The sequence below is a fragment of the Chryseobacterium sp. ISL-6 genome (assembly GCF_018613715.1).
Lineage (GTDB): Bacteria > Bacteroidota > Bacteroidia > Flavobacteriales > Weeksellaceae > Chryseobacterium > Chryseobacterium paludis.
In genome coordinates, this window is sequence record NZ_JAGGPT010000006.1 from 731,378 (window position 1) to 752,321 (window position 20,944).

The following is a 20,944-nucleotide window of genomic DNA, read 5'->3' on the forward strand; positions in this document are numbered from 1 at the left end:
AGCTGGTTTCAAACAAGAAATTTTAAGTTACTTGAGCCGTATGAGGGGAAACTCTCACGTACGGTTCTTAGGGGGGAAAGCGGGAGTAATCCTGCCGACCTACCCGACAAGGCGATTGCGAAGGAAGGAATGGCGGAATACCTGAAATATTTGTTTAAAACCGTTAGAAAATTCTTTGGTGAAGCCATCGTCGTTACGCAGGAGGTGGATGATATAATCCACTCACCAATTGTCAGGGAAAGTATTATCAACAACTCGGACTGTAAGATCCTGCTCGACCAGCGAAAGTACATGAACAAGTTTGATGAAATACAGGCTATGCTGGGACTGACTGATAAAGAAAAGGCACAGGTGCTTTCGATCAATATGAATAATGATCCTTCACGGTTTTATAAGGAAGTATGGATAGGATTAGGAGGTACTCACTCCGCTGTCTACGCTACAGAAGTTAGTCTGGAGGAATATTGCGCCTATACAACCGAAGAAACCGAAAAACTCGAAGTGATGCAGCTTGCTCAGGAGTTGGGTGGCAATGTCGAACTGGCGATTAAAAGGATCGCTACCGATAAAAAAGAAAATCAATAAAATTTCAATTTAACAACTTTTTAAAATCTAAAAAAATGAAACATTTTATGTTATTGGTGTGTACAGCCCTGTTTCTGGGTTTTACACCCGCTAAAGCGCAATTTGTGGTTACAGACCCGACCAATCTTGCGCAGGGAATTGTCAATTCAGCCCAACAGATCGTGCAGACATCAAGTACGGTTACCAACACGCTGAAAAGTTTTCAGGAAGTGCAAAAAGTCTACAGCCAGGGAAAGGAGTATTACGATAAACTGAAAGCCGTCACCAATCTGGTTAAAGATGCAAGAAAAGTGCAGCAGACCGTACTAATGGTGGGTGATATTTCACAACTGTATGTCAACAATTTTGGTAAAATGATTAATGATCCCAATTTTTCACCACAGGAATTAACGGCAATAGCCTTCGGTTATTCAAAGCTTCTGAATGAAAGTGGGGATCTCCTTCAGGACCTCAAGCAGATCATCAACGCCTCAAGCCTTTCCATGAATGACAAGGAACGAATGGAAATAGTTGACAAAGTGTATAAGGAAGTGAGCGAGTATCACAAGCTGGTGCGCTACTATACCAACAAAAATATCTCCGTAAGCTATCTGAGAGCAAAAAAGAAAAACGATGCTCAGCGTGTCCTTCAGCTCTATGGAACGGCTAATCAGAAATATTGGTAGATCTCTAAACCCTTAAACCCTTATTATTATGGAATTTGACAACCTACATGAAATCCTGCGGTCCTTGTACGACGAAATGCTTCCTATGTCCGCCACAATGGCGGCAGTGGCAAAAGGTGTCGCAGGTTTGGGCGCATTATTTTATGTGGCCCTAAAAGTTTGGCAGGCACTGAGCCGCGCTGAACCCATTGATATGTTTCCACTGTTAAGACCCTTTGCCCTGGGAATATGTATTATGTTTTTTCCAACAATCGTGCTTGGAACGATCAATGCGGTACTAAGTCCTGTGGTCACAGGTACCCACTTAATGCTGGAAAATCAGGTGCTCGACCTTAATAAATTACAGCAGCAAAAAGATCAGCTTGAAAGGGAAGCCATGCTCCGAAATCCTGAGCAGGCTTATCTAATCTCAGATGAAGAGTTTGATAAAAAGCTCGATGAATTGGGCTGGTCACCTTCCGACCTGGGAACGATGGCAGGTATGTACCTGGAGCGTCAGACCTATCAATTTGAGCAGACTATTAAAAACTGGTTTAGGGATCTGCTTGAAATTCTCTTTCAGGCTGCTGCACTGGTTATTGATACCATAAGGACTTTTTTTTTAATTGTATTGTCTATCCTAGGGCCTATTGCATTTGCCATCTCTGTGTGGGATGGTTTTCAATCCACACTGAGCCAATGGATCTCAAGATATGTCAGCGTTTATTTATGGCTGCCTGTGGCAGATATTTTTAGTGCGATGCTGGCAAAGCTCCAGTCCCTGATGCTGGAAAAGGATATTGAAAGCTTGTCAGACCCGAATTTCATTCCAGATGGTTCAAGTACCATTTATATCATATTTATGATTATCGGGATTGTTGGCTACTTCACCGTTCCAACGGTAACAGGCTGGGTAATTCAGGCTGGTGGTGCCGGTAATTTCATGCGCAATGTTACGCAAACAGCCCAAAAAGCAGGAAATGTTGCCAGTGCAGGCACTGGTGCAGCGGCAGGCAATATTGGCGGCCAGCTTTTGAAATAATATAATTCACGAAAAATTAAGAATAATGGAATTTAAAACACTTAGAAATATCGAAAATAGTTTCAGGCAGATCAGACTTTACGCGATCATATTTGCCGTACTCTGTGCTTCGGTTGTTGGGTATACCACCTGGGAATCCTACAGTTTTGCCGAAAAACAGAGACAAAAGATTTATGTCCTCGATAATGGCAAGTCACTCATGCTGGCACTCGCTCAGGATGCTACAGTCAACCGTCCTGTGGAAGCAAGGGAACATGTAAGGCGCTTCCACGAACTCTTTTTTACCCTTGCACCCGATAAGAATGCCATTGAGAGTAATATGAAAAGAGCATTTAATCTTGCCGATAAAAGCGCTTTCGATTACTACAAAGATCTTTCCGAGAAAGGCTATTACAACCGGATCATTTCAGGTAATATCCAGCAAAGGGTTGAAATAGACAGCGTTGAGTGCAATTTTGACACTTATCCTTATGCCGTTAAAACATTTGCAAGACAATACATTATCCGTTCGAGCAATTTAACTGAAAGGAATCTGATTACTTCCTGCTATCTGGTTAATTCAGTGCGGTCTGATAATAATCCGCAGGGTTTTAACATAGAGAAATTCAGTGTACTGGAAAATAGGGATTTACAAGTCGTTGACCGCTAAACTCATAGTGTCATGAAAAAATTAAGATTATTTATCGACACCTGTGTATATAGGTTGGAAGAACGCTGGCAGAAGCTTTCTTCCACAAAGCAAAGGAAATTTTTGATCCTCTTTTTTGCAGGTTACCTGCTGATTACCGGATTTGTGATCATGTCCGTGTGGTATGACGCCAAATCTGCGAATTCCATTGAGAAGGCCAGAATCGATCATATCCGAAACCCTGTTTTAAAACAGGATACACCATTAAGAGATTCATCATCAACTCACTTAAAAATTAATTCAGATGAAAGAGAATGATAAAAATAAAGCATCGATAAGACTTACAGAAGTTAATCAAAAACAGAGTTTTGAAACGGAAAGCAGTTCGAAGGATAAATTTCAAAAGCTGAAGAAACCATTGATTTTTGGTTTAATGGCTATTGTATTTTCCGCGTGTATGTACCTGATATTTGAGCCTTCTTCAGAGAAGAAAGAAAATGAGCAGGCGGGTTTAAATGAAGTCGTGCCGCAGGCTACCGAGGCCGGGATGCAGGCTGATAAAAGCAAAGCTTATGAAAGTGAACTATTGGAGCAAAAAGAGCTGGAGAAAAAGAGGTCACTTTCGGGCTTATCAGATTACTGGAATGTAGACAGCACCAATTCTGGTTCTAATAACAGTAATTCAGTGAGTAATCCCGCAGTTTCTGCTCCTAATCAGCAGAACGAAGCGCTAAAGAGTTACCGGAACATTCAGGGTACATTAGGTTCCTTTTATGAGGACAGGGGGCAAACAACGCAGCTTCAAAATGAGGTTCAGTCTTTACGGACACAATTGGCGCAAAAGGAAGCTCCACAAACTAATCCCGTTGAAAGCCAATTGGCACTAATGGAAAAATCCTACCAGATGGCAGCGAAATATTTTCCGGCTGCCAAAACAACTGGAGGAGAAAAACCGGATAAAATTATTGAAGATACGACGCCTAAAAACAATGCGAAAGTTTCCTTGGCGAGCTTTTATCCAGCACACAAAAGTGTAGTTTCTGCACTTTATCGTGAACCATCAGACAGTGCCTGGCTTGCGGATTTGCAACTGGTAAAAAACAGGAAGTTTTATACCGTTGGAAATATGCAGCAAAATACCCAGCCGGCTAACAGTATCCGGGCATGTATTCATGAAACGCAAACCATTACCAGTGAAAACGCTGTCCGCATCAGGCTTTTGGATGAGACAAGGATATCAAAGCTTGTCCTACCTAAAGGGACTATATTGACAGCCATTGCTAAATTTCAGGGTTACCGTCTACAGCTACAGATCAGTTCTGTGGAATTTGAAGGTAACATCATAGCGACCGATATATTGGCCTATGATACTGACGGACAACAAGGCTTGGCAGTACCGTATTCTGCGGAAAGAAATGCACTAACAGATGTCGTGGCAAATATGGGCAATACCGGGGGAACCAGTATTTCGCTGAGTTCCACCACAGGACAGCAAATCACTTCAGATTTAAGCAAAAGTGTTGTTCAGGGAATCTCCGGTTACTTCTCAAAAAAGGTAAGAATGCCCAAAATAACCTTAAAAGCGGGCTATCAAATATTCCTGATTGCCAAAAAATAATATTAATGCTAAAAATAATAATATATGAACCTAATATTTAAATGCCTGTTGGCAGGATTTCTTATAATTTTTGCCTTGCAGATAAATGCCCAGGAGATGAAAACTGATTCTATTCCAGATTCCGTTAAAACAAGCTCAAAGCTTCAATCCGGAAAAATAGACCCCTATTGGTTAACAGTAACCTATGACAAGACTACGCATATTATTTTTCCATCAAAAATACGATATGTAGATCTTGGCAGTGAAAATCTAATTGCCGGCAAAGCGGAAGAGGCGGAAAACGTACTACGAATTAAGGCTTCGGTACGCGATTTTGAAGCTGAAACTAATTTTTCTGTTATCACCGAAGATGGTCATTTTTACAATTTTGATGTCTTTTACAGTAAATACCCATCGACGGTAAACTATGACATCCTCAAAATGCAGCACGCAGAAGAAAAGGAAAAAGTAACCGCTGTGCTCTTTGAAGATCTTGGCGACATTCAGCCCTTATCGACTGAGTCGGCTTTAAAAACTATTTATAACCAGAATAAAAAGCTTATTAAACATATTGGTTCTAAAAGTTTCGGGATCAGTTTCCTCCTTAAAAGCGTGTACACAGACAACGGTAAATATTTTCTCCATACTGAATTGAAGAATAATTCTGCGGTGCCTTTTCCAGTTGATTTTATGACTTTTAAAATAGTGGACAAGAAAACAGCGAAACGAACAGCTATGCAGGAAAAGGAACTGATTCCTCTAAGAACCTATTGGTCCATAAGTACAGTGGGTGGTCAAAGCAGTGAGCGAAATGTTTTTCTGCTTGATCAGTTTACCCTTGCTGATGATAAGGTTCTGCTGATCGAAATTTTCGAGAAAAACGGTGGCAGGCATCAAAAACTGGAAGTCGAAAATTTGGATCTGATTAATGCAAAACCTGTTACGGACTTAAAACTGACTTTTTAACCCTTTAAAACAAAGTGAAATGAATAAATATATAGTTATACTGATCATATTGATTATCAGCAGTACAGGTTTGCAAGCTCAAAGATTGATTAAGGGGCAAAAAGGGTTTGAAATAACTGCTGGACTGATCTCTGATAAGATGCCATTACATAATTATTTTTATGTCCAGGCAGGAATGACCATTAACGAAAAAAAAGGAAACTATCAGTTATGGATGCTGGAATACAGCAAAAAGACACACGAATTTGAAAACTATGTGATTCCGGTGGAAACTTATTCGGCTGAATGGGGATACAGTTTCTATTTAATTGGAGACTGGGCTAAGAATATCTCATTAAACCTGGGGGTGGATGGAGTAGTGGGATATGAAAGTTTTAATCGTGGGGAAGATACCTTGTCTAACGGCGCTGTTATACAAAATAAGGACAGCTTTATTTACGGGGGTAGTTTAAGGCTTTCATTAGAAACCTATCTTGCGGATCACTTTGTGTTTCTGCTACAGGGAAAAACCAAAGCAGTTTGGGGGACTTCTGTCGAAAGATTCCGGCCCTCTACAGGTATTGGATTACGTTATATTTTCTAATTTTTTAATCTCAAACAATGAAAAATTTTAATATAAAAAGAACCTCTTTTGAAAAAGGACTTCGATCCTTACTGGCTATTTTGCCAATACTTATGATCCTGTTTACTTTTGCCTCCTGTGATAAAGAACTGGATGTGAAAACTGATTTTCCTTTCAAATTGCAGGTGATGCCAGTGCCCAAAAATATAGCAAAAGGTGAAACTGTGACAATCCGGTGTAATATTAAAGTGGAAGGTCATTATGAAAACACGAAGTATTACATCCGGTACTTTCAGTTTGACGGATCAGGGAAACTGTCAATAGGCAATGGAAAAGCGGTTACGCTTAAACCTAATGATTTGTATATTATAAAAGAGCAGGAATTTAGGCTATTTTATGTATCAGAATCGAATGTCAGCCACAATTTTGACATTTGGGTTTCAAACGATAAAGGATATGAGCAGAAGGTGAGTTTTCAGTTCAATGCTACTGACAAATAAGATTAAATAAATAATCATAAAGAGGTCTGCCGATGAGGTGGACCTTTTTGTTTTAAAATATCTGAAATTGTTTAAGATTAGTTTAGACTACCATTTTATTTATCAGTCATCAATTTATTAATAAGTAAACCCTGCATTTCTATCAATTTGGATATTTCCTGTTGATTTTGGACAATGGTCTGCAATAACTCTGGAGAATGCATATTGATAACATGCTGATGATTAGCGACCATGTTAGAACCTTCAAACTGATTATTTGAGATTAAATTACTACCTTCTTCGGTTAAATAGCTAAGGTCAACTTCAAATATTTTACTAACCCTTAATAGATTTTCAAGATCGGGGTGGGTCATGTCTGTTTCCCATTTATGATAAGCTGGCTGGCTTATTTGCAATAAATCAGCAACTTCCTGCTGTGAATATCCTTTTTTCTTTCTTAATCTTGTTAATTTGGTTCCGAGTGTAAGCATTTCCTCCTTTTAACATGCTAAAATAAGGAAATTAGGCTTACGATCTAAAGTTTATAACGTAAGTTATTAAATTTATAACCCAAGTTATCAAATTGCATTGATCCGATTGCTATCTTCACCGTGAAAATTATTCAAAATAGGGTGACAAATATTATAAGTCATTAAATTTTTTGAAAAAGTTTAAATGCGACAAGTTCTGTCGCCTCAAGGCCTTAACCTTGCAAAAGTAATAACAATCTAAAAATATAATAATGGCGCATCCGTAAAAACACGGATATAAATATGGGGAAAAGCAGGATTACTCACCTGAGTATTTTACTCTAATTTCGCCGCATAACCAATGAACCTATTAATTTATGAGAAAAACCTATTATGGTGCACTACTACTTTGTGCATTTATTCCATTGTATGGCCAAGAATTGGTCTGGGAGAAAACTATTAAATCCAGTACACAGGATTTCTTAAGTGGGGTTACCACCACGATTGATCAGCAGTACCTTATTACAGGAAGTGCTATTCAAACCTCGAAAGCAGAGAGTAAACAGAACCACGGTTACGATTTTCATTTGATTAAGGTTAATCAGCAAGGCGATCAGGTCTGGGAGAAATATTTTTCAGGACAAAATCATGATTATTTAAATGCTACAGTGACCACCCAAGATGGAGGTTTTCTTCTTTCAGGAACAACATACTCAAATAAGGGGCTGGATAAGAAGGATGATTCCAAAGGTGGATCAGATATCTGGCTTATCAGAATCAATGAATTTGGTGATGAATTATGGCAAAAGACCTTGGGAACTTCTTCTGATGAGGAAGCCCGGACCATTATTCAAACGACAGATTTAGGATTTGTCGTAGCTGGAAATGTTCAAAACAATTCTAAAGGTTACGGCTCAAAAGATGTCTTAATTATAAAACTTGACAAAAACGGAAAAGAACTGTCACAATCTATATTTGGTGGAAGGGGAAATGATGAAGTTGAAAAGATGATACCAACCCGTGACGGTGGTGCTTTGTTAGGCATTTATTCAAGAAGTAATATAGGAGGATCAAAACAAACTGAAAACTTTGGAGAAGGAGATTATTGGATCATCAAACTTGACAAATCTGGAAAAGTAGAATGGGAAAAGAACTATGGAGGAAAAGGTGATGATCACCTAAGAACACTAGCTCTTACTTCAACTGGCTTCTTAATCGGAGGTGAATCGAGATCCGAAAAATCAGGAAATAAAACGGTTGGAATCGAGGAGGGAACTGATGTTTGGTTAATCTTTTTAAATGAAAGAGGAGATGAGGAGTGGCAGAAATCTTACAACTTCAAAAACAGGGATATATTAATGGGAATGAGTGTGATTCATTCTGCGGATGATAAAACTTCCAAAGGAATATTACTAGGAGGATATACTCAGGCAGAAGGAAGAATCGAAAATGGAGATGAGAAATTCTGGATGCTGTATCTGGATCAAAACGGAAATGAACAGTGGAGGAAACATGTGGAAGGGGAATCCAGTAAAAGGGAAGAGAGGCTTTCAGACATCAAGTTAAACAGAGATGGCTCAATAATCCTTGCAGGAACGAGTGCTGAGGAATTAGGAAAGGAAAACTGGAAGATTATAAAACTGGGTGACAAGCAGATTGATCAGTTAATCGAGAAACAAGATATTAAGATCTATCCGAATCCGGTATCAGATTATGCATATATAGAAATAGGCTTTGATTTCAAAGATGCCGATATCAATTTGTATGATATGGGAGGAAGACAATTGCAAAGTCTTACGACAAAGAATAAAGTAACGAAGATCAATACGCAGGCTTTGATTCAGGGAGCTTATCTGGTGGTAATAAAAACGGATACGAATAAAACGGCAAATGCTAAACTGATTAAGAAATAATACAATGAATACTATATATAAATTACTATCATTCTCCATTTTGATATTTGGCCTAGGAAAAGGGCAAAGAAACTTTGGGAATACACCCGAACCGGTTCCTTCCGTTTCGTCTTTTTCATCTTATGTCAATACCCCTGTTTCATTATCTACAGGAGTACCGGATATATCACTTCCTTTATTAAACCTTCAGACCAGCAATAAAAGTCTTGAAATCCCTGTTGTTTTAAGTTATCATGTTGCGAATGCTGCGATTGATAAACCTGGTAGTGAAGTAGGTGTTGGCTGGTCCTTAGCTAAAGGAGGAAGTATTTCCCGGGTTATTAATGAGTATGTTGACGAGTTTTATGATAATGCATCGAAACCTGACTATAAAAAGAATGAATTTGATGATCTCTATTATTATAATATTCCTGGAAATTCTGGTAAGTTCAGCTTTATCAGAGATGTTACCAATAACACCTTTACTTTAAATCATATTTCAGGGAACAATATAAAAATTGAGTATACAAGAGATCCTAATACGGCTACATTGGTTTTAAATTCTTTTAAAATTACAGATGAAAAAGGGTTTAAATATATTTTTGATGACTACAGTAAATCTCTATTGGACCCTAATTTTTATTATAAATCTGCTTTTTTCTTAAGTAAAATACTGGATGAAAGTAACGTTGAAGTTGTCACTTTCACCTACCAGAAAGAAAGTATAAATAAAAATGGATCGTCGGTTTTGTTATACCAGAGCTGTAAGTTGAAGGAAATCTCGACCGATTTTGGAAAAATAAATTTTGAAAACGTGTATGAATCAACTAAAGAAAATGGGCTTGATGATCCATACAAAATAAATAGTGTATCTCTTCTTGATAAATCAAACAGGCTAATTTCCAAATATAAGTTTAGATTTCAAGATGGAGATAGAAGAGAGTTAACAGGCCTTGATAGGTTTAACAGTATCGAGGAGAAAATTGAAAATAGAGATTTCAGTTATACGGATCTTTACTTTTCAGTGTATAAGGATATTGGAGGAAATGATTATGCATGCGCTAGTGAATATTTTAATCCAACTACTTATAAGAGACGAACCTTAGAGATGATGAGACATCCGGAGGGTGGGTACACAAAGTATAACTTTCAATTTAACGACATCTATTACGACAATAGCTCACTTCAGCTGAACAATAATAGTTTAACTAATCTATCCTTCCAAAAATTAATTGAAGAACAGAGTGTAGATTTTGATACGAACCAAAGCAATATTTATAATCTTCATATCGATGCCGCGAAGACTTTCTATATTGTTTATCTAACGTATGAGATGTATGATGATAAGTATCCTATTCATATGCCTCATGTTATTAATTTTAAGTTCAAGAAATCCGGGATAGAAGTCACTCCAACTACTACTTTAGGCTGTGTAAAATACATCCTTAGCCCCGGAGACTATACCTTCGAAATTAAAGGTTTTGGAGATAATCCTGGTTATGGAAATGGTAATATTAAGCTTAAATCAATTGTTACAGCACCATTACCCTATAAAAATGCTGTATTTGCAGCAGGTGTAAGAATAGGCAGTATTGAACAGTTTGATGTCGATAATGTTTTAAAAAAGACAACTAGCTATCAATACGACTCATTTGCAAATCCTAATAACTCAAGCGGAGGCATTTATACTTCTGAAAATTGTCAGGGTAGTAGTGAATTTTATGATAATACGATTGTCCTTTACAAAAATGTAAAGGAAATTTATGGAGATGCCACGAAAAACCTAGGTTATACAAAGTATTACTTTAAAATGGCTGAAGATTTCACCTCGACCATACCTCTATTCAGGCCATATTATAACATTACCTCTACAGGCCTAATGTATAAGCAGGAAGTATATAATAGTCAGAATGCAATAACCAGCTCACAAAATACAGACTATGTAATGGATGATATTGCTGGAGCTCCTCAATATAGTACTTGCTCAGGCTATAACTCAAAAGCAGCATGGATCAAATCTACAAAGGTAACTTCTAAGACATTTTTCGATAATTCGACAAGCCTTGAAAGTACTTCTGAAACAACCTTCAGCCCTTTTAATTTTTCAGTATCAATTGTAAAGGAGACCTCTCCCGAAGGAATTATCACTGAAAAAGCAGTAAAGTATGCATCAGATCTTTCCAATACTAAACTCATTAATGCCCGAATGCTTACTGTGCCTTTACAGAGTGAAACTAAAGTTAATGGAAAACTGGTAGGAAAATCAGAAACTAAATTTGATAATTCTTCCAACCTATATCCTACATCCGTCCTGTCTTTTGATCTTAAGGATCAAACTCCGGTAATAGAAGCTACCATCAATAATTATGATGGCAAAGGGAATCCAAGAGAAGTTATTTCAAAATCAGGTATCCCTACTGCGATTATTTATGGATATAATGGAACTCAGCCGATTGCAAAAATTACAGGAGCATCTTACAACCAGATCGCATCTCTTGCTACGGTTACAGCAGCTATTACTGCCTCTGATGCTGATGCGGTTGATCCAACTAAAGAACCTGCTTTACTGGTGGCTTTGGAAAACCTTAGAAAAGATACCGCAATAAAAGATTATTCCATTACCACCTACACATATGACCCTTTAGTAGGGACAACATCTATAACATCTGCTAACGGAGCAAGAGAAGTTTACAGGTATGATAAATCGGGACGATTACAAAGGGTGGAAGATAAGAATGGTAAACTATTAAAAGAATACGAGTATAACTACAAACATTAAAAGTCATGAAAAAAATAACAATATTATTCAGCATATTGTTTGTAGCGGGATTGTCTTATGCGCAAACAAGTCCAAGTACTAACGAAAATTACGTACAGACCAGAACATATCTTGAGGAAGTAACTTCTTCAAGCCCCAATGCTAAGCAAATTCAGACTGTTAAGTATTTTGATGGATTAGGACGGGCAAAACAATCAGTTAATGTCAAAGCAACTCCAGGTGGAAGAGACGTGGTAACTCCTATTGTTTATGACGATTTTGGAAGACAGACCCAGAACTATCTCCCTATTCCCCAAGTGGGAACCCAGGGTGGGGCTATTTATAGTACTCCTTTAAATAATGCCACGGCTATTTATGGAAATGAAAAAATATACAGTGAAAGAATATTAGAAAAATCTCCAAGAGCTAGAGTGAAACAGCTTGTTCCGATAGGAACTAATTGGGCTACTCATCCTACTCAGTTTTCCTATTCTGCCAATGCAGCAGGCGACGTAAAAAAGATAACAACGGTTACCACATGGGAAAATGGAGCAACCTCCACCGCCATTTCCTATATTGGTTTGTATGCAGCCAATACGTTATCAAAAAACATTTCAACAGATGCCGACGGAAATACCTCCATCGAATTTACCAATGGATTGGGGCAAGTAGTTTTAGTAAGGAAAAATGATGGCGGTAAAGATTTGGATACCTATTATGTTTATAATGAGTTTGGTCAATTGGCCTACGTGATCCCTCCATTGGCGGTTACAACCTCAATACCGGATCAAACTACTTTAGACAATTCATGCTATCAATACCATTATGACACTCTGGGAAGAATGGTAGAGAAAAAACTACCTGGGAAAGGCTGGGAATTTATGGTGTATGACAAAGCCGACAGGCTCATCATGACACAGGATACTGAAATGCGTAAAACTGGAAAATGGCTTATTACAAAATATGATAAATATGGGAGATCAGTCTATACTGGTATCATACCAGGTGGTAGCAGATTAAGTTTGCAAAGCCAGATAGGAGGCCTGGTTATTGAGGAAACAAGATCTACGAGTGGTTTTACTCTTAACGGAATGCAGGTTTATTATACTAATGCTAAGTTGCCAGGGATAGAATCCCTAATGAGTGCACATTACTATGACACCTATCCATCTTATTCTTTTAATCCAGTTTTTCCGTCACTTATATTCGGGCAAACTGTTATTACAGATACTCAGAACAGTATTGTAAATACTAAAAGTCTATCCCTAATGTCAGTAGTGAAAAATATTGAGGACGATAACTGGACTAAAAGTTACGTGTATTACGACGCCAAAGGAAGATCAATAGGAGGCTATGAAATCAATCATCTTGGCGGATATACAAAAACAGAAACAGAACTTGATTTTGTTGGAGTACCTAAACAATCCAAAGTGCATCATAAAAGGCTTTCTACAGATACAGAAAGGATCATTACTCAGATATTTGAGTATGATAGTCAAAACAGATTAAAAAAGCAATGGCATCAGGTTGATGCACTGCCTCAGGAATTGTTAAGTGAAAACATTTACAATGAGTTATCACAACTTTCCCAAAAAAAGGTGGGTAACAATCTGCAAAGCATTGATTATACTTATGATATCCGCGGCTCGGTAATAAAAGTGAATAATCCTGCCAATCTCGTAGGAAAACTATTCGGATATGAACTTAAATATACCAATCCAGCTAATACTTCAGCAAAATATAATGGGACGATTAATGAAGTAGATTGGAAAACAACAAGTGACAATATATTAAGAAGATATATTTATACTTATGATGGAGTAGGACGACTCAAAAAAGGAAGTTATTTGGAACCTAATTCCTCTGTCCCACAAAATAATTTCTTTAATGAGACCATAGGATATGACATGAACAGTAATATCACAAGTCTACAAAGAAATGGAAAGAGCATTGCCGGGACGGCAGAACTTATCGATAACCTTATCTACGATTACACTGGTAACAGGCTTAATTCTATCAAGGATAATTCTGGAAATTATGGCGGATATCCTGACACTTCGGGAGCCACTATCTCATACGATGATAATGGGAATATGAAAAATCATGTAGATAAAGGTATTTTACAGATTGACTATAATTTTCTTAATCTTCCGGACTATGTAAAGTTTGATAAGACTTATGTTCCAAGATTTCCGGATATGCCTGGTGATTTTAATGTCAATACTAAATATCTTTATAGAACAGATGGTTTAAAACTGAGGAAAATATATACATACGGGTTTGGAAAGACAAATATAGAAACTAGTACAATCACTGAATATCTAAGTGGCTTCCAATATGAGGGTGAGGATGTAGGAGGAAAAATTACATCGCTTCCTTTAAAATTTCTCCCCACCGGTGAAGGTTATTATAATTTTGAAAATAATAAGTATATTTACAACTACACAGATCATTTAGGAAATGTTAGATTGAGCTATACCAAAAATGGCTCAGGAACAGAGATCATTGAAGAGAATAACTATTATCCTTTTGGGTTAAAACACCAAGGATATAATGCATTAACAGGAAACCCCGCCTATAAATACCAATATAACGGTAAAGAACTTCAAAAAGAAACAGGTTGGAATGATTACGGTGCCAGAATGTATATGTGTGACATTGGAAGATGGGGTGTAATTGATCCTTTAGCTGAATCTTCAAGAAGATTTTCTCCGTATACCTATGCACTAAATAATCCAATTAGTTTTATCGACCCTGATGGAAGAAAGGCTTTAATCCCGAACGAAGCAAGTGACATGGTTCCTCAAGATCCAAGGTCAGGTTGGTGGATTGGAATAACAGGAGAAAGAGATAACAGGACAGAACCACTTGGTGTTGGTCGTGGTGGCGGTGATCTGGTTAGTCAAAATCCCGCGACTTTTGGAGAAACTCAGGAGTTTAGGGATATAATGGCATATCTTGCTGAACCTGATAATGCTAGTTCTGATTATTTTAAAGATATCAATTTTGAGCAGTTTATGGATATTACCCCACAGCTCGCAGGATTATATGCACACAGCGCAATGGCTAATTTCTTTAAAAGTGATAATCGTTATAGAAACAATTGGTTTCCTGAACAAACAGGAGCAATCTGGAAATTGGATATGAAATGGCGTTCAGATCTACAATATAAAAATAATGGGGTAAACGCTGTTTGGGAACTAAAACCAATTAGTAATTTTGTAAACTCTTCACTTTCACTGAGTGGTAAGAGCCAAGTGAAATTTTATGCCGATATGGAATCTTATGTCCAGAATAAGAAATTTTATGTAGGGTCTTCACATGGCGCACCTATGCCTCCTATCAATGGACAAATGTTAACTCATATGGGGTATCAATTCAATTACACCGTTCCATTTGGAACTGACGGAATGATTTATTATAGTTGTTTAAATTGTAAAGATTCTCAACGAGATCCGGTTAGGCAAACTCAAAACCAACCTCAGACAGCAAATCAGATGGGGACAGGCCTAGCAGTTGCCTTATTAATTTTGAACATTGCAATAAGATTAATTCCTAATTAACAATAAGTTTATGAATAAATTTTCACATATAGAATTAGACGAAAAAAAACTTGCTGATCAAACATTAAATTATATTCTTGCAAATCAGAATACCTGTTTAGGAAGTAGCCTTTTCTTAGATATTTTAGATCCTAGAATTAACTACGGTGATTTGCATAATCATATTGATTTTTTGAAAAAACGTTTATCTCATTTAAAGTTTACCGTTGATTATGACACGGTTGAATTTGAAAATAATATCGATCGATATCAAGTATTGGTGTTAGACGATCTTGGAAGAACGATGGATAAATCTGAAATTTTAACACCTATAACTTTTGAAAAAGAAAAATTCTCCAAAGAAATATTTTGGTCAGATGAAGAGAAAGAAAGACAGTATCAAAAAGTATCTGACTTTAGTTGCTTTGAAGATAAGATTGTCAACGAGAAAAAGTATTACAGTGTACTCATAAATGCACCTTTTTATAATGTAAAAGGTTGGATTTTATATTACCAGGCTTTGCTTGATCTTAAATTTCCCGAATTTTCAGAGAAAATTGTATCAGGTAAAATAATTATAAAATATAGACCTTTAGAAGGTAAATATTTTTTGGGTATCGAGACAGATTATCAATCCTGCAAGAATAATTTTAGGAGGGGATGGTGGGAAGCTCCTGAGTATAAATTGATAATATTTGAAAAACTTGATGGTAAAAAAATCAATAGAGCAGTAACATTTGAAAAATTTGTACATCCACATTTTGATCCTCCAGTCTTCAGCTTCCTTGGCTTTTATGGCTCTATGACTACTCGCAGAATTAACGAAAGAGAAATTGTTTTAGGTGATGATGGAACTAAAAATGAATCTTTAGGTGACGGTGCCATAAGAATTTATAATACAGAACAATATAGTGATGATTTTAAGCGTCATGCTTATTATTATTATGATATGCTTTATCATACAACAAAAGAATATATAAAATTTATAGAGGAATCTTTTGATCCGCAAATGACTAACTAAAAATAAAAGGGGCCATATCAATTTTTAAAAAGGTCGCATATGGGCCTTTTTTATATTAACGTAAATTTGAATCTTATCTAAAAAACTAACTAAACAAATACTATGAAATTATGAGCATGATAGGAAATTTACTTCGAGTGAAAGAATCTGAACTTGAAAATTATTTAAAAGACAGTTCATTATTATTAGATCGTATCAATAATCACGACACAGAAGATGCAAATCTGGTAGATATAGATAAGGCATGGGATGGTATTATTTTTTTATTGACTGGTCAAAGCATAATCAACAGCAATAATCATCCTCTATCAAAAATCCTGTTTAGCGAACAAATTATTGATGAAGTACAGGATCTAGGTTATGGACCTGCTCATTATTTGACTCCAAGCCAGGTTTCTGAATTAAATACACAAATTTCTGTGATTACTGCCAACTCTTTAAAACCCAATTTCGATCCGGCAAAAATGACTGAAGTTTACCCCTCAGTTTGGGAGGAAGAGGATGGGGCTTTCGAGTATCTTGTTGATGGATTTTCTGTCGTACAGAAGACATACGCAGAAGCTGCAAAAAATGGGGAGGCTATGATCACATTTTTAAGCTGATGAAAAGGAGAACCTTATCGATTTAGAGTAGTACAAACCAACCTCAGACAGCTAACCAAATGGGAACAAGCCTAGCAGTTGCCTTATTAATTTTGAATATTGGAATAAGGTTAATTCCTAACTATAAATAAAAATTATGAACAAATTCTCACACATAGAGTTAGATGAAAAAAGTTATTGGCAGAAACACTAAAGTATATTTATTCAATAGAAAACACATATTTGGAATGCTCATTGTATATAAATATTTTGAATCCACTTGAAAAATATGAAGATTTAAAAAGTAAGGAGTCTTTTTTTAAAGAAAGACTATCTCATTTAAAGTTTTTTATTGATTATGATGAAGTCACATTTGAAAATGATCTGGTTGGATATACAGCCGATGATTATGAGGCAAATGATAACGAGAAATTTGATTATCAAATTATTAGCAATTTCAATTGCTTTAAAAAATTAATTATTTCCGCAGATAAATTTAGTACGACAGTAATTAATGTTCCTTTTAATTTAGAAGGCTGGGAGAAGTATTATCAAGATTTATTAAGTTTAAAATTTCCTGAGTTTTCAGATGAAATAATGATAGGCAATGATGTCATTAGATATCGCCAATTTAAGGACGATTACTTTTTAGGAATTGAAACCAATTACAAATTGTTCAAAAATAAATTCAAGAAGGATTACGGTGTGGCCCCCCATCATAAGCTTATTATATTTAAAAAATTGAATAAAAAAAAGATAGAGAGGATTGTAATATTTGAAAAATTTGTTCATCCACATTTTGATCCTCCAGCTTATTCATTTGGTTCTTATTATTATGCAAAAAATCTCCTCCGCGTAAGTGATATAGAAAACTCTTTTCATTATTTTATTGAGAAAGATTTTATGGATGATGGCAGTGTAGAGCTATCTATGTCTGAAGAATTCGGTGAATATTTGAAACGCCATGTTTTTTTTTACTATGATATGCTTTCTCACACAACAAGAGGATATATAAAATTTATAGAGGAATCGTTTGACCCAGAAAATGAATAAGTTTTACTACCAAGGAGTATATAAAGTTTATTGAAGAATCATTTGATCCAGAAGATGAATAGATTCTCACATATAGAATTAGACGAAAAAAAGCTTGCTAATCAAACACTAGACTATATACTTAACAATCAAAATACGTGTTTGGGGAGTAGTCTTTTCCTAAGTATTTTAGATCCTAGAATTAATTATGGTGATCTAAATAATCTTATTGAGTTTTTAAAAGAACGCCTATCTCATTTAGAATTTATTGTTGATTTTGATACGGTGGAATTTGAAAATAGAATGCAAGGATATCAGGTTTTAGAATTAGATGAACTTGGAAGAACTGTTGATAATTCCCAAATTTTAACACATATAATTTTTGAAAAAGAAAGATTTGGAGGCGAGCTTTTTAATAAAATAAATTCTATATCTCAAAAATATTGGATTAAATATGGTGTAAAATTTTAGAAATTAATAAAAAATGTTAAAAAAATTAAAAACCAAAATAGGAGATATTTTTTCCATTCCTATAAATGAAGAGGAAAAACGGTATATGCAGTTGATTGCATATGATTTAACACAGCTTAATAGTGATGTGGTGAGAATTTTTGAAAAAAAATATTTTCTGCAAGAAATGCCGAGTAATGAAACAATTATAGGTGATAAAATATTGACGTATGCTCACTGTTCAAGTGATTTTGGTCTGAAAATGAATCTCTGGGTAAAGATTGGGAACAATTTGAATGTAGGAAATATTAGTTCAATATTATTTAGAGATACTAACGATTATGGGACAGGACCAGGTGAAGAGCCGATAAAAATATCTAATAATTGGTTCGTATGGCATATTGATGACAAAACTTTTACGAAAGTTGGGAAATTAGAAGAAAAAAATAAAGATTCTTACATTGGCATTGTTATAAACCCTCTGGGAATAGTTGAGATTGCTAAAGGAAATAAATACCCCGTTAACTATCCCGCTTTTGAATAATGGCAAAAAGATTAAAAACTAAAATAGGTGATATTTTTTCAATAACTTTTAATGACAAAGAAAAACAATACATGCAATTAATTGCATTTGACTCGACACAACTTAACAGTGATGTTATCAGAGTATTTAAAAAAATATATCACATTGATACAGCTCCGAAAGACGCGGAAATAGTTAATGATGAAGTGCTTTTTTATGCGCACAGTGTTACTGACTTTGGACTTAAGTTACAACTGTGGGAAAAGATTGGAAATACCGATGAAGTAGGAAATACGAGAGATATTTTATTTAGAGGTACAAGTGAATATGGGGAAATGATTAACAATGAGCTTATTAGGATTTCAGATAAATGGTATGTTTGGACGATTAATAACGATTTTATTGATGTTGGAAAATTAGAAGAACAAAATAAAAAAGCTGAAATTGGTATAGTTGTAAATCCTTATGACATTGTCGACAGGATAAAAATAGGAAGATATAATTTCTTTTATCCTGATTTTGAATAGTGACAAAAAGCCTAAGAATCAAAATTGGTGACATTTTTCAATTACTTCTAATGATAAAGGAAAACGTGAACAAATGGACATATGGCTTTAATGTGTAAATTTAATTTTCAATAGCATTATATGTAATTGTTAAATAAGGGCATGTAATATTTGCCCTTATTTTTTTAGAATTTTTTGGTAAGTACGCAAGACTTTAAGACGAATATAGTAATAGAATGTAAAGGATGAAACTAGACGATGTATGCAAACCCGATAAACTATAATATAATACAATCACCAGGAAAAAAATATACCGTACAAGATGGATACTAATATCTATTACATACCTGAACACAAAGCTGTTTCAATTACAAGTAATTTCGCTGAAGAGAAAAAGTGGATGGATTTGGGAGTGAACCCCAAAATCGAATATATACCTATGACAATTTCTGATTTTAGCAAATATGGGATCAAAGGCATTGGGTTTACAAAAGTAGATAACAACTACTTTCAGACAATAAAGGGTATATTTTCAGACTTTAATTTTAATAGTGTTGCTTTTCATAATTCTACAGTAGATCTATCCAATGTCACAATAGATGTACGGGAACTCTTTATAGGTGATAAGTCAAAAATTGATATATCTGCAAAGAATTTCAAAAACCTTAAAGAAGTTACCTTCTTATCTGTGAAAACTTTTAAAGGGAAAGTACTTTCCCCGCTTGATAGCGTTGAGAAAGCAGTTCTGTGGGACAGTACCAAAGCTTCCACATTACCTGAAATGTTTCCGAATCTTAAAGAGTTGACAATTAATAAAGGTGGCTTAACAGAGTTAGATCTTATAAATAATAAAAATCTTGAGAGATTGGACATACGCTTATGTTCTAAACTGGAACGAATCTTATTACCCGATAACCATAAACTTAATTATGTATTTATAGAAAACTGTAAAAATTTAGATGTTAGTAATTTACCTGTGTCGGTAACTTCAGTCTGGCCTGTTAGAAAAGAAAAAAAAGATACAAGTTCAATAAGCAAAAACACAACAGGAGATCAAGATATTGATAGTTTACTTCATGATCTAAAAGACAATATGGAAAATTATATGAAAGATGCAAATCCATATTCTCAAGACGATATTGAAGAATGTATTGATTTATTGTCAAATCATGTAAAAAGTGTTTTTAAAACAAATTCGAAAGATGAGGCATTGAAAATCGTAAAATCAACTATTTTAAAACTTAATGCTTTAAATGATAAATGCGATGGCACTTTGATTGAAACAAATGAGAGAGAACAGATTGCAGAAATAATCATTTTAGTAGGTAATAAGATGGGGTATAATGATGTGGATGAAGATGTTACAGAAGAATGGAGGGAATGGTAAATAATCAATAAAAATTAAAGGAGCCGTGTTATATCAACTTTTATGATTTGACACGGCCCTTTTATTTATTTTAATGTAAATCTGCCTCTTATTTAAAAACTAATTAAAATAAGTGCTATCGAAATTATGAGCATGATAGGAAATTTACTTCGAGTGACAGAATCTGAACTTGAAAATTATTTAAAAGACAGTTCATTATTATTAGATCGTATCAATAATCAAGACACAGAAAATTTCCAGTAAAAAAGTAGGAAATAACCTACAAAATATTGAGTATAC

Annotated in this window: 20 protein-coding genes and 1 pseudogene; 20 read left to right on the forward strand and 1 reads right to left on the reverse strand. The window is 35.4% G+C overall.

Going from position 1 to position 20,944, the window contains the following annotated elements; genetic code table 11:
* Positions 1 to 108: 108 nt before the first annotated feature.
* From J7E44_RS14135 to J7E44_RS14175, 9 genes and pseudogenes are all read left to right on the forward strand, one after another.
* Positions 109 to 585: pseudogene (locus J7E44_RS14135) on the forward strand (TraG family conjugative transposon ATPase); the annotation flags it as partial.
* A gap of 35 nt (positions 586 to 620) precedes the next feature.
* Positions 621 to 1,250 (forward strand): DUF4141 domain-containing protein, encoded by a 630-nt coding sequence (locus J7E44_RS14140; protein WP_214830961.1) that lies wholly within the window; start codon positions 621 to 623, stop codon positions 1,248 to 1,250.
* A gap of 28 nt (positions 1,251 to 1,278) precedes the next feature.
* Complete coding sequence (gene traJ, locus J7E44_RS14145) at positions 1,279 to 2,271, forward strand: conjugative transposon protein TraJ (protein WP_214830963.1); 993 nt, start codon at positions 1,279 to 1,281, stop codon at positions 2,269 to 2,271.
* A gap of 25 nt (positions 2,272 to 2,296) precedes the next feature.
* Positions 2,297 to 2,920: a conjugative transposon protein TraK gene (gene traK, locus J7E44_RS14150; RefSeq protein WP_214830965.1), complete on the forward strand. Its 624-nt coding sequence runs from the start codon at positions 2,297 to 2,299 to the stop codon at positions 2,918 to 2,920.
* Positions 2,921 to 2,932: 12 nt separating this feature from the next.
* The gene (locus J7E44_RS14155) at positions 2,933 to 3,217 is read left to right on the forward strand and encodes a nitrogen regulatory IIA protein (protein WP_214830974.1); all 285 of its coding nucleotides are present in this window, start codon (positions 2,933 to 2,935) and stop codon (positions 3,215 to 3,217) included.
* The gene (gene traM / locus J7E44_RS14160; RefSeq protein WP_214830976.1) at positions 3,204 to 4,517 is read left to right on the forward strand and encodes a conjugative transposon protein TraM; all 1,314 of its coding nucleotides are present in this window, start codon (positions 3,204 to 3,206) and stop codon (positions 4,515 to 4,517) included. Before J7E44_RS14155 ends, traM begins: the two co-directional genes overlap by 14 nt.
* Positions 4,518 to 4,541: 24 nt before the next feature.
* Positions 4,542 to 5,462: a conjugative transposon protein TraN gene (gene traN, locus J7E44_RS14165; protein ID WP_214830978.1), complete on the forward strand. Its 921-nt coding sequence runs from the start codon at positions 4,542 to 4,544 to the stop codon at positions 5,460 to 5,462.
* Between the two features lie 19 nt (positions 5,463 to 5,481).
* Positions 5,482 to 6,045 (forward strand): conjugal transfer protein TraO, encoded by a 564-nt coding sequence (locus J7E44_RS14170; protein ID WP_214830980.1) that lies wholly within the window; start codon positions 5,482 to 5,484, stop codon positions 6,043 to 6,045.
* Between the two features lie 17 nt (positions 6,046 to 6,062).
* Positions 6,063 to 6,524, forward strand: coding sequence for a DUF3872 domain-containing protein (locus J7E44_RS14175; RefSeq protein WP_214830982.1), 462 nt, complete (start codon positions 6,063 to 6,065; stop codon positions 6,522 to 6,524).
* A gap of 95 nt (positions 6,525 to 6,619) precedes the next feature.
* Here the strand turns inward: J7E44_RS14175 and J7E44_RS14180 are convergent, their stop codons facing one another.
* Positions 6,620 to 6,994: a helix-turn-helix domain-containing protein gene (locus J7E44_RS14180; RefSeq protein WP_214830984.1), complete on the reverse strand. Its 375-nt coding sequence runs from the start codon at positions 6,992 to 6,994 to the stop codon at positions 6,620 to 6,622.
* A gap of 356 nt (positions 6,995 to 7,350) precedes the next feature.
* Between J7E44_RS14180 and J7E44_RS14185 the strand changes: the two genes are divergently transcribed.
* The 11 genes from J7E44_RS14185 to J7E44_RS14235 all read left to right on the forward strand — a co-directional run bounded on the left by J7E44_RS14185 (position 7,351) and on the right by J7E44_RS14235 (position 20,908).
* On the forward strand, positions 7,351 to 8,886 hold the full coding sequence (locus tag J7E44_RS14185) for a T9SS type A sorting domain-containing protein (RefSeq protein WP_214830986.1): 1,536 nt from the start codon (positions 7,351 to 7,353) through the stop codon (positions 8,884 to 8,886).
* Positions 8,887 to 8,890: 4 nt separating this feature from the next.
* Positions 8,891 to 11,644, forward strand: coding sequence for a hypothetical protein (locus J7E44_RS14190; protein ID WP_214830988.1), 2,754 nt, complete (start codon positions 8,891 to 8,893; stop codon positions 11,642 to 11,644).
* A gap of 5 nt (positions 11,645 to 11,649) precedes the next feature.
* Positions 11,650 to 15,186 (forward strand): DUF6443 domain-containing protein, encoded by a 3,537-nt coding sequence (locus tag J7E44_RS14195; RefSeq protein WP_214830990.1) that lies wholly within the window; start codon positions 11,650 to 11,652, stop codon positions 15,184 to 15,186.
* Positions 15,187 to 15,196: 10 nt separating this feature from the next.
* Positions 15,197 to 16,186 (forward strand): hypothetical protein, encoded by a 990-nt coding sequence (locus J7E44_RS14200; protein WP_214830992.1) that lies wholly within the window; start codon positions 15,197 to 15,199, stop codon positions 16,184 to 16,186.
* Between the two features lie 116 nt (positions 16,187 to 16,302).
* Complete coding sequence (locus tag J7E44_RS14205) at positions 16,303 to 16,788, forward strand: YfbM family protein (protein WP_251040580.1); 486 nt, start codon at positions 16,303 to 16,305, stop codon at positions 16,786 to 16,788.
* Positions 16,789 to 17,037: 249 nt separating this feature from the next.
* Positions 17,038 to 17,820 carry a hypothetical protein gene (locus J7E44_RS14210; RefSeq protein ID WP_214830996.1) on the forward strand — a complete coding sequence of 261 codons (783 nt, stop codon included), beginning with the start codon at positions 17,038 to 17,040 and terminating at the stop codon, positions 17,818 to 17,820.
* Between the two features lie 54 nt (positions 17,821 to 17,874).
* Positions 17,875 to 18,270 carry a hypothetical protein gene (locus J7E44_RS14215; RefSeq protein WP_214830998.1) on the forward strand — a complete coding sequence of 132 codons (396 nt, stop codon included), beginning with the start codon at positions 17,875 to 17,877 and terminating at the stop codon, positions 18,268 to 18,270.
* Positions 18,271 to 18,283: 13 nt separating this feature from the next.
* On the forward strand, positions 18,284 to 18,793 hold the full coding sequence (locus J7E44_RS14220; RefSeq protein WP_214830999.1) for a hypothetical protein: 510 nt from the start codon (positions 18,284 to 18,286) through the stop codon (positions 18,791 to 18,793).
* A complete protein-coding gene (locus tag J7E44_RS14225) occupies positions 18,793 to 19,299 on the forward strand; it encodes an Imm26 family immunity protein (protein ID WP_214831006.1) in 507 nt (168 codons plus the stop codon). The genes J7E44_RS14220 and J7E44_RS14225 overlap by 1 nt, the downstream gene beginning before the upstream one ends.
* A 301-nt stretch (positions 19,300 to 19,600) precedes the next feature.
* Positions 19,601 to 20,665, forward strand: a complete 1,065-nt coding sequence (locus tag J7E44_RS14230) for a hypothetical protein (protein WP_214831008.1) — start codon at positions 19,601 to 19,603, stop codon at positions 20,663 to 20,665.
* A 132-nt stretch (positions 20,666 to 20,797) separates the two neighbouring features.
* Positions 20,798 to 20,908 (forward strand): DUF1877 family protein, encoded by a 111-nt coding sequence (locus tag J7E44_RS14235; RefSeq protein WP_251040600.1) that lies wholly within the window; start codon positions 20,798 to 20,800, stop codon positions 20,906 to 20,908.
* The last annotated feature ends 36 nt before the right edge of the window (positions 20,909 to 20,944 follow it).

Coding starts and splice junctions, on each gene's coding strand:
- J7E44_RS14140 (WP_214830961.1), top strand. CDS start 621: ATGAAACATTTTATGTTATTGGTGTGTACAGCCCTGTTTCTGGGTTTT.
- traJ (WP_214830963.1), top strand. CDS start 1,279: ATGGAATTTGACAACCTACATGAAATCCTGCGGTCCTTGTACGACGAA.
- traK (WP_214830965.1), top strand. CDS start 2,297: ATGGAATTTAAAACACTTAGAAATATCGAAAATAGTTTCAGGCAGATC.
- J7E44_RS14155 (WP_214830974.1), top strand. CDS start 2,933: ATGAAAAAATTAAGATTATTTATCGACACCTGTGTATATAGGTTGGAA.
- traM (WP_214830976.1), top strand. CDS start 3,204: ATGAAAGAGAATGATAAAAATAAAGCATCGATAAGACTTACAGAAGTT.
- traN (WP_214830978.1), top strand. CDS start 4,542: ATGAACCTAATATTTAAATGCCTGTTGGCAGGATTTCTTATAATTTTT.
- J7E44_RS14170 (WP_214830980.1), top strand. CDS start 5,482: ATGAATAAATATATAGTTATACTGATCATATTGATTATCAGCAGTACA.
- J7E44_RS14175 (WP_214830982.1), top strand. CDS start 6,063: ATGAAAAATTTTAATATAAAAAGAACCTCTTTTGAAAAAGGACTTCGA.
- J7E44_RS14180 (WP_214830984.1), bottom strand. CDS start 6,994: ATGCTTACACTCGGAACCAAATTAACAAGATTAAGAAAGAAAAAAGGA.
- J7E44_RS14185 (WP_214830986.1), top strand. CDS start 7,351: ATGAGAAAAACCTATTATGGTGCACTACTACTTTGTGCATTTATTCCA.
- J7E44_RS14190 (WP_214830988.1), top strand. CDS start 8,891: ATGAATACTATATATAAATTACTATCATTCTCCATTTTGATATTTGGC.
- J7E44_RS14195 (WP_214830990.1), top strand. CDS start 11,650: ATGAAAAAAATAACAATATTATTCAGCATATTGTTTGTAGCGGGATTG.
- J7E44_RS14200 (WP_214830992.1), top strand. CDS start 15,197: ATGAATAAATTTTCACATATAGAATTAGACGAAAAAAAACTTGCTGAT.
- J7E44_RS14205 (WP_251040580.1), top strand. CDS start 16,303: ATGATAGGAAATTTACTTCGAGTGAAAGAATCTGAACTTGAAAATTAT.
- J7E44_RS14215 (WP_214830998.1), top strand. CDS start 17,875: ATGAATAGATTCTCACATATAGAATTAGACGAAAAAAAGCTTGCTAAT.
- J7E44_RS14220 (WP_214830999.1), top strand. CDS start 18,284: ATGTTAAAAAAATTAAAAACCAAAATAGGAGATATTTTTTCCATTCCT.
- J7E44_RS14225 (WP_214831006.1), top strand. CDS start 18,793: ATGGCAAAAAGATTAAAAACTAAAATAGGTGATATTTTTTCAATAACT.
- J7E44_RS14230 (WP_214831008.1), top strand. CDS start 19,601: ATGGATACTAATATCTATTACATACCTGAACACAAAGCTGTTTCAATT.
- J7E44_RS14235 (WP_251040600.1), top strand. CDS start 20,798: ATGATAGGAAATTTACTTCGAGTGACAGAATCTGAACTTGAAAATTAT.